Below are 14,647 nucleotides of genomic sequence, written 5' to 3'. Positions count from 1 at the left end.
TCACTTCCTTTAGTGCCAATTTTAGCAGTTCGTTTGACAATTACAAAGAGCAAATATAAAAGTAGATGCCTACTATGCAAGCGAGATAGATAAGTATGCCATCCAAATTGCTCAAAAAAATCATCCTGACACTATCCAACTCTGAGATATAAAAAACCTTAACAAAACAAATCTTCCAAAAGATATAGATCTGCTCATAGGTTGAAGTCCATGTCAGGGTTTTAGCTTCGCAGGGAAGCAGTTGAATTTTAAAGATGAGAGGAGTAAGCTATTTTTTGAGTATGTGAGAATCCTAGAACTCACAAAACCAAAATATTTCCTCTTTGAAAATGTAAGGATGAAAAAAGAGTATCAAGATGTTATAAGCAAATATCTGTGAGTAGAACCCATCATGATAAATAGTTCACTAGTCTCTGCCCAAAATAGAGTAAGACTCTACTGGACTAATATTCCAAATATAGCCCAACCAAAAGATAAAAATATAGTTTTAGCAGATATTTTAGAAGATGGAGTAACAGACAGAAGTAAATCCTACTACCTTGATGCACACTATGCTTGTTGATGAAATATAAAAAACTACTTCTTAAAATCAAGAAGGCAGTTGATATTTAAAGACTTCACAATCTTAGAGAACTCTAAACTGAGTGTAAACGGTCTTAAACCTGTTGCAAAAGTAGATATTGCAGGATTTGAAAGTAGCAAAAGAGTTTATGATATAAACCATAAATCTCCGACACTTACAGCTAACTCGTGAGGGAACCAGTGACCTAAAATACTTTTAGTGTGAGAAAATACTAAAAAAGGCTACTGTGAGATAATAAAACCTTGAGAGTGCTTTGATGCTACATTTTTAAACTCAAAAACTAGAAGATGAAGAGCTATACTTGAGAAGTCTAACTGTTTAACAGCCGCTAACTATGAGTTTATGCACTACAGTAAAAAATGATATGTCAGAAAACTCACACCTTTGGAGTGTGAGAGACTTCAAACTCTACCAGACAACTATACACAGGGAGTTTCTAATTCTCAAAGATATAAGATGATTGGGAATGGGTGGACTGTGGATATAATTACATACATATTCAAAAACTCTCGTACAAATTTATAATCTATCATAAGGTAAAAACCTTGTTAATTATACTTTACTATAATTATTGAAATAATTTCAATAATTAGGACAGTGAATACTTGTTAAAAGACTATACTTTTTTAGAAGAATATAAAACTGGAATCAATAATATTGTTAATGAATTTTATAAACCTGCATTTAGTGAAGCTACTGAATATTGGAGAGCTGTTGGTTACTTTAGAAGTTCTTCATTAGAAGCATTTGGTAATACACTTCAGAACTTTCTTTCTAACGGAGGTAAAATAAAACTGATTACTTCAGTAGAATTAACAAAAGAAGATAGTGAAGCTATAGAAAAAGGTAGTAGTAAAAAAGTAATTTGTGAAGACAGAATAAATTATATTATTGAAAATGAATTTCAAGAAGGTATGGGAGATGGTATTTCAAGACTTGTAGAACTTCTACGGATAGGAAGACTAGAGATTAAAATTGCAATTCCTAAGAATACAAAAGGTTATGGAATATATCATGAGAAAGTTGGTATTTTTTTTGATAAAAGTTCCAATTATATTGCCTTTTCTGGTTCTTCCAATGAAACTACCAATGCATTTGAACATAATTTTGAAAGTATAGATGTATTTACTTCTTGGGAAGATAGTTCAAGAGCATTAAATAAAAAGAACCATTTTGAAACACTATGGAATAATACAAATATTGGATGTGATATATATAATTTTTCAGAAGCATCTAAAAATAAATTAATTAGACATGTAGAAGAAAACATCAACAATGTGGGAAAACAAAAAATCGCAACTATAAAAGAAAACAATGCCCCTTCATTACCTGAATGGATAGAAATAAGAGACTATCAAAAAGAAGCATATGAAGAATGGAAAAAAAATAACTATCAAGGTATCTTATCAATGGCAACAGGTACAGGTAAAACGATAACTGCATTTAATGCTTTAATAAATTTACTGAAATCAGAAGAATATCTTGCAACAGTAGTTGTTGTTCCATACCAACATTTAGTTACTCAATGGGCTGAAGAGGCAAAAGAATTTGGTATTACATTTATTAAATGTTTTCAAAGTAGTAAACAATGGTCTACTCCTCTTTTTGAAGCTATTACAAACTATAAATTCAAAGAACAAAAGCATATCTTTATTATTACTACCACAGCAACCTACATATCATCTAAATTTCAAGATCCAATATCTAAACTTACTAACCTTTGTCTGATTGTTGATGAAGCACATAATTTTGGTTCTTCTGAAATTCAAAAATTTTATCTTTCTAATGCTAATTTTAAACTGGGGCTATCTGCAACACCTGATCGATATATGGATGAAGAAGGAACTACTGCTATTTTTAATTATTTAGGAAAGATTATTTATAACTTTTCTTTAGCAAAAGCAATTGAAATGAAAATGCTTACACCATATAAATACTATCCTATTCTAGTTCATTTAACAGAAAATGAACAATCTAAATATATAGAATTAAGTAGAAAAATTTCTAAAATGTCTATTTTTGATGACAATAATAACGATGATATAATTAAAGCACTACTAATGAAAAGAGCTAAAATTATTTCAGGAGCAGAAAATAAAATTTCAGCACTAAAAGAAACATTAATTACTAATAAATTAGAAAACAGCTCTTTTAACTTGTTTTATTGTGCTGCTAAAACTACTGGCGATGAAGATAATGCAATGCGAATGGTAGAAGAAGTACAATTGTTAGTAGAATCGCTTGGTATGAATGTTGAAAATTTTACAGCAATGGACTCACCTTCCCAAGAAGAACGATCAAACTTAATTTTACATCTAAAAAAACAATATATTAATGGTTTAGTTGCCATTAGATGTCTTGATGAAGGGGTTGATATTCCAGATGTTAAAAGAGCTTTTATATTATCTAGTAGTTCAAACCCAAAAGAATTTATACAAAGAAGAGGTAGAGTCCTTAGAAAAGCAAAAAATAAAGAATTTGCTGAAATTTATGATTTCCTTGTTGTACCATATGGCTATAATACAGATGAAGAATATAAAATCAATAGAAAATATCTCGAAAAAGAACTTATCAGATATAGAGAGTTTGCAGACTTAGCATTAAACAAAGCAGACTGCGAAGGACCATTGATAGATATTATGAGTGAGTATCACTTATTACATATATAAGTATAAGGAAGTAGAATGTATACAAAAAATGAAGTTCAAGAGTTTATAAAAATTGTTTTTGACATTATTGATAACAATAAAAATGAATCAAATTCTGTTAAAGTTAATCTTATTAAAAAAGAAGTTGAAAGAAAGGTAAAAAGATGATCTTACAAAGACTAATAATGACTGATTTTAGACAGTTTGAAGCAAGAAATCAGATTGACTTTTCTAATATTGACGACAAGCATGTAAGTGTTGTAATAGCTTCTAATGGTGTTGGAAAGACAACAATTTTAACTGCTTTAGTTTGGTGTCTTTATGGAGGCAAAAAATTGCCTTATGGTGATTTAACAGAACAATTTTTAAATAATAATACATTTGATAATTTAGAAGAAGGTGAGCAGGCAACAGCTGAAGTTGTACTAATGTTTGAAGATAGAAAATCAAAATATATAGTTACAAGAAGTATTGTTGTTACAAAAGAAGGCTCAAAACAAGTAAATGGTCCAATTTCCTTGGATGTCGTTATAGATAATGTAACTCAGCATTATGCACAAGAGAAAATTGATACTATACTAGGACCAAGTATGAAAGAGTACTTCTTTTTTGATGGAGAAGGTATTGGAAAACTTGCAGATTCATCAAGACCAGATTTAGTACAAAAAGGTATCAAGAATGTTATGAAAATTGATACAAGAACAACAGCATATGATTTAATTAAAGAAGCTAAAAAAACTTTTGACAAAGAATCAGCAAAAATTCAAACGAATAGTGGAATCACTGATATACCTGAAGAACGAATAGATCAAATTGATGATCAATTAGTAGTAAAAAAATCAAATCTTTCAAAAGCTATTGAAGATAGAGATATATATGAAAAAAAATTATTAGCAATTGATAAAGAATTAATGCAAATTAAAGAAACAAAGCCAAAAATTGAAGAAAGAAAAAGATTTGAAGAGGAATTAAAATCAGTTGAGTCTGAGTTAATAAATGCACATAATAAACAAAAAGATTTAGTAACAAAAAATGCATATTTAGCACTATCTCATGAAGCATTTTCAAATGTATCAAATATTATTGAAGATAAACAAAAAAGAGGAGAACTACCTCTTATTGGTATTGGAAAACATTTTATAGAAGAACTTATGAAAGAACATCGATGTATATGTGGTGAAGAATTAATTGAAGGTGGTTCTCGTTATAAGCATTTAGAAAATATCATGAAAAGGGCTACAGCAAAATCAGAGCTTGAAGGAAACCTCTCATCATTAGGCTCTTTTGTAGAATCCCATAAAAATGATAATAAAGATTTTATAAGCAGATTAAAAGATAGTAGACATGCTATTAAAGAGCTAGAAAAGAAAAAAAGTCGATTAGAACAAGAAATTACTAGAATAACTGATGAAATTGATAAATGGCTAGATTATGATAAAGAAGAACGTCTAGATTTAAAACGAACTGAAACATTGAATGAAAAAGATGAAAAAATCAAATTAATTGCTCAACTTGAAATAGAAATTGAACAATTAAATACTGAAATGAAAAAAGCAAAAAAAGACCTAGAAGTATCACAATCTATTTCAGAAGAAGTATCTTTGTTGCGTAATCGTATTTCATTCTGTGAAGAAGCTATGTCTATGTTAGAAGAAAAAAATAAAGAAGAAATAGAAAGTATAAGAATTGAATTATCAGAAAGGTTAGCTAATCGCTTTGAAGCAATGCTTCATTCAGAAAAAAAAGCATATCTTGATGAATCATTTAGATTAGTGGTTGTAGGTAAGGATGGTAATGTTTCTGGAAAGTCTAGAGGTGAAGCAAAGCTAATAAGCCTTATATTTATATCAACATTGATTGAATTGGCAAAAGAAAAAGAGATGAGTATGGAAAATGATTATTTATCTACTGGTGCTGGAGTTTATCCTATTATAGTCGATTCTCCATATGGTGAATTTGATGCAGTATACAAGAAAACAATCTCTACAGCTTTAAAGGAACTTTCTCCACAAGTTATTATATTACTTAATCAAGAACAATGGAATGAAGATATAGAAAGTGTATTTCATGATTCTTTAGCACACGCTTATCGATTGATTGCTCATCGTCCAAAGTTAAATTATTTAGAGGGTGAAAGAAATCGTGTATATTTCAATAAAACAACTTACGATTTAGAAGTTCAAGATGATAGAGAATTTACAACAATTGAAAAACTGGAGATTAAATAATGAATCTATTTGAAAAGAAAAGATTAGCTCGTTCAAAAGATAAAGATATGGTATTTAAATTTTTAGATGCAAGATCTGAAAAAACTGGTTTTTTTTCATCACTATTTGATATATATACCTTTGCAATTGCTTTAGGAGTTAAAAGAAGAAAACAATCTGTTTTAAGTGGTCCAACAAGTGATCCAATACAAATAATATACTTTACAGATGAACAAAGAAAGTTCATGGATATGGTAATCATTCATGATAGCAATGGAGATATAAATAAAATTGATAAAGCTGATGAAGATATAGTTAAAGAGATGGTAACAACCATAGAAAGATATGCTAACGGTGGATTGGAGATACTTTTAAAAACTATTGAAAATCATCCTGAAAATGCATTTGAGCAAATATTATTATTGCTCAATGATGAATTAACGGAAGAAATACCTCATGAAGCAGAAGAAGATATATCATGGTAATCAAAGAAGAAAGTTATGAAGATGCTTATGCTTTACTATTTGAATCCTTTAAAGTAAGTCAAGAAGTTAAAAACTTACTAAAAGAGAAAGGTTTTTTAGAGCAAAACCAGGGAATTGTATTAGAGCTTGCTAGGTTATTATTTTTAGCAGATGCAATTGAAATTAACAATAATGAAATTATTGCAAGGAAAACAATATCTAGAATAAAAGAACCTGTTATTCCAATTAATGATATTATATATAGATATTTAATAAAAATAAAATATGACACACTATCTGAAGCAGATATTTTAAAATTAAATGAGCTGCAACAATACCCCTCTTATTCAAGATTATACAAACTGTTAACATTAGCAATTGATCAAACTGTTCAAATTAAACAAATAGAAAATGACAATAATTTTAAACTGTCAATTGATGAACTGGAAGTTTTTTTAAAAAATGGATAAACAAGAAATTTTAAAAAATCAAGAATTATTAGAACTTTATTTAAATTTTTCAGAAGTAAATATAACTGAAAATTCTTTAATTTTTGAAAGTAAATTTTCGATTATTTTACCCAAAAAAGCACGCTCTATTAATTATATAGATCATGAACTTTTAGAAATTTTTTCAAAAGTCAAGCTTAAAGATATAGAAGTTTTAAAAAAACGATCAATAGAAAAGAAAACTTTACAAGAAATAGGTAAAGAGCTAAAAATCACAAGAGAGCGTGTTCGTCAAATTGAACAAAAAGCAATAAAAACATTAAACTTTCATGCAAGACCTTTAATCATTAATACTTTAGCTGAATTATTAAAAAAGTCCATGATCCCTATTGATGACCTACCTATTAAAGATAAAGAACTTAAGTTGTTATATTGTGCCGTTATATCTCACCCTTTGTCAAAATCAAAAATCATTTTTGATAAAAATTTAATGGCTCTTGTTGAATATAAAGAATTTACTTTTAATGGAATTGTTTCAAAAATCGAATATACTTTCCAAGAAACAAATAAATCTTTATTTATGAAAGAAGATTTAATAGAATATCTAAAATCAATATTTCCAAAATTATCCAATATTGAACAAATTATAGATGCTTTAGTAAAAAAAGACAAATTAAGAAAAATAGATAAAAATCAATATTTTTTTCATTATTTCTATAAACCAAAAAGACCAATGGTTGAATTTGTATTTAGTCATTATCCGGATGGTATATATGTACATCAAGAGATAGATACTATTTTTGATGAGCTAGAGAAGTTTTTTCCCAATATTTTTACAATAAGTGACAAAAAAAGGGGAATAGCCACAGCTGTTGGAAATTCAGAAAAGATATTTCTTTGGGACTGGGGTAAATATATACATGTTATGTATATTAATCCAATTTTAGAATCATATGATTTTACTAAAGTATTACATTTTATAGATGAAAACTTACATGAAACACAAATTGATCTCAAATTTTGTTTTGATAAATTTGAAAAAGAATTAGTATCTATAGGTATTCCAAATAAATTTGCTTTACATACTTGTTTAAAATTGAAGTTTCCTGATGATTATTCATATCAAGATTCTCCTTGGATATCTAAAGCAGGAACAGAGAGAAGAAGTTTAAATACTACACTTGTGAACCTATTGGTAGAAAACAAAATCTATGCTCTAGATGAATTAGTTTCAAGTATGCAAACAAGAAAATTAAGAGTACAACAATTAATAGACTATTCTCCTGATGTAATTGCAGTAGATACATTTAAATATAAGAATAGAAAATTTATAGAATTACCTGATGCCCTAATCAATAAGCTAGTAGAATATGCCAATTCTAAAGTACTCGAATTAGATTTTTTCTATATAGATCTTATTATAGATGCTTTTTCACAAGAATTAAAAGACTATCCTCAATATGATATAAATACAGTAATTTTGGAATTACTAAAAAAATGTAAAAAAGAAACATATTTCAATATTTCCAACACACGGATTGTCAATAAAGACTATGCAGTTACAAAAGATAGTTTAAATTTTCATGTAATCATTAACAATTTATTAATTAATAAAGATATTATATCTATTAATGATATCTCAAATTATTTTGCTATAAGGGGATTGTCTCCTAGACTGATAACTGCATATTTTACACAATCAAAAATTAAAATGATTGTTAGATTAGATAAAGAAAGATATACAAGTATTAAAAATATAGGACTTAATAAAGATAATATAGATGATGTAAACTTATTGGTAGAAAACACTATAGATTCAGAAATACATATAGAAGATTTACTTACTAATATAAAACTACCTAAAATTTCTGTTGAATGGAATAGATATTTACTTACTGATATATTATCTAATGATAAGTTTTCATTTATACCAAATAGGGAAAATCCTAGCTATATTAATAAAAAATAACATCTAGGTACTTTGAAAATTCAATAAAATTAACTAGGAGAATAAATGAATAAACTTAAAACACTAGTGCTATTAATGCTAATTATTAGTACACAACTATATTGTAAAGTACAAGTCAATAAGCAAAGTCAAGTAAATGTAGAAGAAAAAAAATTTAGTACACTTGCAAAAAAAGTAAATCATTATGAGAAGACTATTCAGGAATTAGTTATTCAGAGAAATGTAGTTATTGGTGTAAGTGTGACATTTTTATTATTTTTAGCCTTTTTATTTCATCATACTTTAGGTCGAATTAGTAAACTAGAAGATAAATATGTAGGTGAATTGGATTATTTACGGAAACAAATTGATATAAAGGTGAATGATTTGTCAGAACAACATAAAAAACGAACAAGTGATATTCAGGCTGTTAAAGATGAATTACAAGAAACTATTGAATGTGATATTGAGGCAACATATAGTGATCAAATTTCAACGGTAACAGAGCATTATTTTGAGTTTATTAAGTGTTATGTAAATGATTGTGGATGTGAGGAGAAAAAAGAATATGTTCTTAAGGCAATGGACCATGAAATGAAAAAGATATCACGACTTCTGAGTGTTAGTAAACCCTCTACAAACACTAAAAAAATCCAGAAACATTTTTAGGAAAAATAATGAAAACAATTGATTTAATAAAAATTTCTCAAATTGGTGCGAAAGATATGTATATTGGTAAAATATATTATAATGAAATAAAAAACAATGTTATTCTTACTAAACGAATAGGTAGTGAAGGTAAGCTTTTTCAAAGAGAAACAGATAAACGAAGAGTTAACGATATTGCAAATTATTTATTTGATTTAGAGGAAGCTAGTAAAACAGATTTTACACCTGTAATTCCATTTGCAACTCCATTAATATTATCTTTTGATACAGCAAATTTGGAAGACTATGAGGAAAATATTGATAATTATCTTCAATCAAATGAAGCTTTACCTATTCTAAAAAATGATAGAGAGCTAATCTTACCTAAAAATAGTTACTTTAAGATTTTAATTGTTGATGGACAGCATCGATTTAGAGGGGTAGAAAGATTTTTGGAAAAAAGTACTACAAATAATGATTTTGAGTTTTTTGCCACTTTTTTATTTGATTATGATTTATATGAACAATCTCAAGTTTTTGCAAATATCAACTTTAAACAAAAACCAGTAAATAAATCATTATTTTATGATATTTTTGGTTCTATACCTGATATAAAAAATGAATTAACATTTGCACACTACTTAGCTAAAACACTTAATAAAAGTTCTCATCTCAATGGACTAATAAAAATGTTAGGAAATGGTCCAGGAACGGTTTCTTTAGCATTTTTTGTTGAAACAGTTATTGATGAATTAATTAATATTAAAGGGAATCTTTACTCAATCTACAATGAATATGAAGTATATGAAGAACCTGAAGAAGAAAATATTGTACCAAATTTCAAAAAAATACCTAATATTTTAACAGATTATTTTCGGTTTTTTGAAAATCACTTTCCAGATTACTATCCAAAGACAAAACTTGATGGTACTTATTCTTCATATCAGTATAAATACTATTTATTAAAGTCTCCTGGAGTATATGCCTTATTGAAAATTTTCAATGATATTTTTCCAAAAATAAATATAGAAGAATACAAACAAGAAATATTTGAAAAACAATTAAAAGAAATTTTTAAAAATATTTCCCAAAATCCAAAGATTTATTTTGATAATGAAAATTTTAAAGGAACTGGAAGTAAAGCTTTACAAAAAAAACTTTATGAACATATTTATAATGCTTTAGTACTCTAAGGATATAAAGGGAGTGTTAAAAATTCTTGTTTAATCCACCCAAAAATATCACTATTATCACGAAGTGAAGAGGTTAAAATATTAAAACCTCTTTCGCAGTGAAATTCTAAAGCTTTTTCAAATTCTCTTTCTGTTTTAATCTGTTTTTCTTCTACATTAGCAATAATTAGAGCCATTAAATCATTATAATCAGCTTGATCACCAGTAAGGTCTAGCTTACCTTTACCTGTAATAACTTCTAAGTTATAAGTCTTTCCATTTGAAAAATCTATTTTTTCTTTCATATTTATTTTTTCTTCTAGTGCTAATGATATTGAAATAGCAAAACGAATAGTTAACCATTTAGGATCATTTTCAAACCCAAGAAGTCTAGCTATACGAGAAAGATGTTGTTCTGTATGTTCAGTAGTTCTCATTATGCTATCTCCAGATTTTCTTGTAATTGTTTATAATTTATAATATCATCAGTATCTACTTCTTCAACAGTTGTTGCAGATCCGGCATTACTTAATTTAAATGTTTGAGATATATAAGGGACTAAAGTTTTAAATCCATCATGTTTTAATTCACTAGGAGTTGGTAAAATAATAACCTGTTTTGAAACCTCTGGATAGAATTTATTTAAAATAAGAGATTGATTGTTTTCATCAAGTCTACCAAGTGGAGTATCAATTATCATAGGAATATCTTCTGCAATATATTCAGATATTCCCCATATAAGGGCAGTAGCTATTATCTGCTTTTGTCCAGATGAACATGATAAGATATCCATCGCATTGCTATCTATATCATAAAGGTTAATATTGAAATTAATATCTAAGTTAATTTTATCCGCATCCCAATCTTCTTTTTTTAGTAGTTTAAATTTAGCATTAATAGACTCTTCAAGGTTTGCTCTTTTATCAGTCTTTATTTTCTTCTTCATTACTTTGCTTACTTCTATAATTGACCGAAGTGTCTTTATTTTAATATTTGCAATATTATTTTTATGTTCTTTCATTGTAAGTTTACCAAGCTCTTTTCTTAGCTCTTTTTCTTTTTCATGTAAAGCAATAATTTTTTCTTCCAATTGTTCACATTTTACATTTTGACGAATTATATCTTCTGTTATTTCCATAGCTAAAATAAAATCACTTTCATATTCTTTTTTATCATCAACTATTTTATTTTCAAGTGTAATAATTTCATTTTGTAACTCTTGTATTTCAAGAGCATTATCTGAAAGGTTAGATAACAATTTAGATAAATCTATTTTAGGAAGAGCATCAAACTGTTGTTCTATTCTATATGGATTAGCAAAAGAAACACTTTGATTTTTATTACTTGATTGAAATACATTATCAAATGCATTAGCAATCTTTTCTTTCGAATCAAGAGTATCTAAGAGCTTCATAAGCTGCTCTTTTTTTATTGCTAATACATTTGAGTCTATTTGAACTTTTCCACGATAATGAGCATCTATATCCTCTTTAATTTTACCTGCTAAAGAAGAATTTAACAATAATGGTAACTGTACTAGTGTTGCTTGCTTCATTGTTTGGACTAATTTTATTCTTTCATTTTCTGCTATATCTAAAGATGCTCTTGCATTAGAAAGTGCTTGTTGAAAACGACTTTTTAGTTTTTTTAATTTATTATCTAATTCTCTCTTTTTACCCTCAAGCTCTTTAAGAACAACCTTTTTTTCGTTATATAATAATTCTTCAGTGTTCAAGATCTCTTTTTTAAGTTCTACAATTACTCTCTCTTTTTCTTGCGCTTCTTCTTGTAAATCTTGATCTAATTCAGCTCTGTTAATCTTACGAATTAAATACTCTGCATCACTAGCCATTTGATCATAAATATCAAGTTCTAATACATCTTCGAGCATCTGTGTAAACTCAGCATGAGAGAAGTCTGCGATTGTTTGAATCTTTTCTCCATCGAAGAAAAAGAATCTAGCCATAGTAGGAGATATTTTTTGGTTTATAATATCCTGAGCATCATCACCCTGAGCAAGTAGAGTATATTCTTCATCATAAAGTATTAAGCTTTCAACATAGGAATTATCTTTAAAACTAAAAGTTCTTTCAACTACAAATATTTCATCATCATCTATAGTAATTGTAATTTTAGCTTCATTTATTCCATCAAGTTTAGCTTTACGATTCAGCATACCACTAAAGTTTTTGCTGTTATTACCTACAACAAAATCTTCTTTACTCAATATTTGATTACCTATAGTTAAAATATCTTTATTAATACCATGCAAAGCTATCTTTACAGAATTTATAAATGAAGTTTTACCAAAACCATTTTCACCAATAATTAAAGCTACTGGTTTATCTTTATTTTCAAAGTCAAACTTTTTTAAACCATAATATGAAAATACATTTTCAATTGATATAGACTTAAACCTCATTTACAACCCCATTAGCAAAATTTTCAACTAATTTTTCCATATCAGTAAATATTTTGGTTCTTTTTATTTGATGTCTATAACTATGTTCTTTTTGCATTAAATCTTCAATTAATTTTACTGGGATATGATTTTTATCACATATTGCCTCAATAAATTTTCTATCTTCACCATTAAACGACTTCACTGATTCGTAATTTATTAAACGATTTACAGAATGAGCCATTTTTATTGCACTTTCAAAAAAATCTCCATCATGCAACCATTCTTTTTGAATTTGAATTATCTCTTCATCTGAGATTAATTTCTTATTTCCCATTTTACCTTGTTGAATTAATGATTGTTCTATTTCTAAAAGTTCCTGTAAAAAATCTTTTCTAACTGATAATAAGAATGGTCCTACTGATTTTTGTCCATTTCTACGACGAGGTTGTCTTTTAGAATGATCATAACGATACTCATCAAGTTTATTTCTAAAGTGATGCAATGGTTCCATCCATTCATCACCTTTGTTCCTCATCATATTTTCCATAGACTTATCTTTACTAACAACAGTACAAACCCAACAACCAAAACGAGTCTTACCACATGATGCAGCTTCTGGATTTAATGCAATATTACAATCTGCTTCTCCTGAACCTTTATCATAAAGAACCATCATATCATTATGTTTACCCCATGGTGCGGGGTATTTACTTAAGTATGTCCATACATCAGCATTTGTCCAATTTTTTATAGGAGAATAAACAAAAGCATTTGGAATATCATTATGCTTTGAAAAGCCTCGATGGTTTTCATCTCTTTTTTCTATAGATTGTGCACGAGCTTGAGACTCATCAGAACGAACTCCCAAAAGCATTAGAATAGATTCATTTTTAATAGTAAGAGATTTTAAAAAATTAGTGGCTGGCTTTATTTTCATTCTATCAGTACACCAACGAAAATTTTGATTTGGTGATGGATAACCTTTTCCAAGAAGAAGTGTCCAAAAACTATCAGTAACTTTTGGTTTTAGAAGATGTACTTCCATATTGAGCTTTTCTTTTTTGATATAACTTTCAATTTGGATAAGTTTATTACCTGTATAATCTTCAATAACTGGCATTTCTACACCAGTATCTGAAGAAACAATATAAACTTTTTTTAAATTTTTATTCTCTGTTCTTAATTCTAGCAGCATTTCAGTTACAAGTTGAAGAACAGTTGTGGAGTCTTTTCCACCAGAAAATGTAACTACCCATGGTCGAGTATCAGCTAAAAATTCTTTTTTTAATTTATTAATAACACTTCTGATTTTAGTATCTAGCATTTATATACTTTACCTCTTTTCTTTGTAATAGAATTATACTTCATTAACATAACATAAAAATAATATTTTTATTATTATTCCTATTGGAAGTTGAAAAAATATTCTACTATAGATAAACTTATAGAAAAATAATTCCTATTGGAAGTTCATGAAAAATATAGATTTAGAAGTTACTGAGTTGCATAAAAAGATTGGAATGAATGTTAAACGTCTTCGATTAGAAAAAAAGTTAACACAACTAGAATTAGCTATGGCTATTGGACAAAAATCTACAACGATAATTTCTCAAGCAGAATTAGGATCAAAAAAACACTTTAATATCGAGCAGCTATACAAACTATCTAAAGTTTTAAATTGTGAAATTAGTGATTTTTTTATATAGCATTATTTCAACCACCACCCAATAACATCTAAATGCTTTTGAGCAGACTCGTAGAACCATTTTTCAAGAGCTTCATACTCAAGTCCCATCCCATTTTTACTCTCAAACTGCTCTTCATACTCCTCTTGAGAGTCAAAGCCTTCTAAAATAGCCACTATAGAGTATCTTGCACCTATATTGTCATTTGGGTTTGATTTTAAAAGTTTTGTAAAAAGTTCTATAGCTAACTCTCTGTCACTATTTTCCCACACAAACATAGCGAAGTTAAATATCATTCTGATGATATGTCGATTCTCTACAAATCCCCAGTTTAAAATATCTAGAAATTTACCATCATTATCTATGAGGTTTATTGCTCTTTGAAAGCCTTGCTCTATCGTTTGTAGGCACGCATCCCATTTGGCCACCCCGCGCATTT

The 14,647-nt window shown here is 27.8% G+C and carries 14 protein-coding genes and 3 pseudogenes; 13 read left to right on the top strand and 4 right to left on the bottom strand.

The genetic code is table 11. The features are described 5' to 3' along the window. Nucleotides 1-220 precede the first annotated feature (220 nt). From ES948_RS11265 to ES948_RS10440, 12 genes and pseudogenes are all read left to right on the top strand, one after another. Nucleotides 221-379 (top strand): annotated as a pseudogene (locus ES948_RS11265) (DNA cytosine methyltransferase); the annotation flags it as partial. A 12-nt stretch (nt 380-391) separates the two neighbouring features. Beyond that, nucleotides 392-562: a hypothetical protein gene (locus ES948_RS11000; protein ID WP_223176051.1), complete on the top strand. Its 171-nt coding sequence runs from the start codon at nt 392-394 to the stop codon at nt 560-562. A gap of 39 nt (nt 563-601) precedes the next feature. Beyond that, nucleotides 602-754 carry a hypothetical protein gene (locus ES948_RS10950; RefSeq protein WP_188109517.1) on the top strand — a complete coding sequence of 51 codons (153 nt, stop codon included), beginning with the start codon at nt 602-604 and terminating at the stop codon, nt 752-754. A 207-nt stretch (nt 755-961) separates the two neighbouring features. Beyond that, nucleotides 962-1,108 (top strand): annotated as a pseudogene (locus tag ES948_RS11260) (DNA cytosine methyltransferase); the annotation flags it as partial. Between the two features lie 80 nt (nt 1,109-1,188). Continuing rightward, entirely contained in the window at nt 1,189-3,252 is a 2,064-nt protein-coding gene (locus ES948_RS10470) for a DEAD/DEAH box helicase family protein (RefSeq protein WP_152184899.1), read from the top strand. A gap of 15 nt (nt 3,253-3,267) precedes the next feature. Continuing rightward, nucleotides 3,268-3,399 carry a hypothetical protein gene (locus ES948_RS11190; protein ID WP_281346810.1) on the top strand — a complete coding sequence of 44 codons (132 nt, stop codon included), beginning with the start codon at nt 3,268-3,270 and terminating at the stop codon, nt 3,397-3,399. Between the two features lie 17 nt (nt 3,400-3,416). Further along, nucleotides 3,417-5,459 (top strand): AAA family ATPase, encoded by a 2,043-nt coding sequence (locus ES948_RS10465; RefSeq protein ID WP_152184898.1) that lies wholly within the window; start codon nt 3,417-3,419, stop codon nt 5,457-5,459. Beyond that, nucleotides 5,459-5,923, top strand: coding sequence for a DNA phosphorothioation-associated protein 4 (locus ES948_RS10460; protein ID WP_152184897.1), 465 nt, complete (start codon nt 5,459-5,461; stop codon nt 5,921-5,923). The genes ES948_RS10465 and ES948_RS10460 overlap by 1 nt, the downstream gene beginning before the upstream one ends. Then, complete coding sequence (locus ES948_RS10455) at nt 5,917-6,372, top strand: hypothetical protein (protein WP_152184896.1); 456 nt, start codon at nt 5,917-5,919, stop codon at nt 6,370-6,372. The genes ES948_RS10460 and ES948_RS10455 overlap by 7 nt, the downstream gene beginning before the upstream one ends. Then, a pseudogene (locus ES948_RS11255) lies at nt 6,365-6,673 on the top strand (sigma factor-like helix-turn-helix DNA-binding protein); the annotation flags it as partial. The gene ES948_RS10455 and the pseudogene ES948_RS11255, both read left to right, overlap by 8 nt. A 1,692-nt stretch (nt 6,674-8,365) precedes the next feature. Next, complete coding sequence (locus ES948_RS10445) at nt 8,366-8,968, top strand: hypothetical protein (RefSeq protein ID WP_152184894.1); 603 nt, start codon at nt 8,366-8,368, stop codon at nt 8,966-8,968. A gap of 8 nt (nt 8,969-8,976) precedes the next feature. Next, nucleotides 8,977-10,140, top strand: coding sequence for a DGQHR domain-containing protein (locus ES948_RS10440; protein ID WP_152184893.1), 1,164 nt, complete (start codon nt 8,977-8,979; stop codon nt 10,138-10,140). Here ES948_RS10440 and ES948_RS10435 read toward each other — a convergent pair. The 3 genes from ES948_RS10435 to dndC are packed head-to-tail and all read right to left on the bottom strand — an operon-like array spanning nt 10,137 to nt 13,847. Further along, on the bottom strand, nt 10,137-10,556 hold the full coding sequence (locus ES948_RS10435; RefSeq protein ID WP_152184892.1) for a DndE family protein: 420 nt from the start codon (nt 10,554-10,556) through the stop codon (nt 10,137-10,139). The genes ES948_RS10440 and ES948_RS10435 overlap by 4 nt on opposite strands. Further along, entirely contained in the window at nt 10,556-12,541 is a 1,986-nt protein-coding gene (locus ES948_RS10430) for an AAA family ATPase (protein WP_152184891.1), read from the bottom strand. The genes ES948_RS10435 and ES948_RS10430 overlap by 1 nt, the downstream gene beginning before the upstream one ends. Further along, complete coding sequence (gene dndC / locus ES948_RS10425) at nt 12,531-13,847, bottom strand: DNA phosphorothioation system sulfurtransferase DndC (protein ID WP_152184890.1); 1,317 nt, start codon at nt 13,845-13,847, stop codon at nt 12,531-12,533. The genes ES948_RS10430 and dndC overlap by 11 nt, the downstream gene beginning before the upstream one ends. Before the next feature lie 148 nt (nt 13,848-13,995). Here dndC and ES948_RS10420 point away from each other — a divergent pair, with 148 nt between their 5' ends. Next, the gene (locus tag ES948_RS10420; RefSeq protein WP_152184889.1) at nt 13,996-14,229 is read left to right on the top strand and encodes a helix-turn-helix domain-containing protein; all 234 of its coding nucleotides are present in this window, start codon (nt 13,996-13,998) and stop codon (nt 14,227-14,229) included. Nucleotides 14,230-14,231: 2 nt separating this feature from the next. Here the strand turns inward: ES948_RS10420 and ES948_RS10945 are convergent. Then, nucleotides 14,232-14,647 (bottom strand): hypothetical protein (locus ES948_RS10945; RefSeq protein ID WP_223176050.1); only part of this gene is annotated, 416 nt, incomplete at its 5' end.

It is taken from the genome of Sulfurimonas indica (assembly GCF_009192995.1).
Lineage (GTDB): Bacteria > Campylobacterota > Campylobacteria > Campylobacterales > Sulfurimonadaceae > Sulfurimonas > Sulfurimonas indica.
Note: the sequence above shows the minus strand (reverse complement) of the source record. Positions and strands in the feature narration are given on the sequence as shown.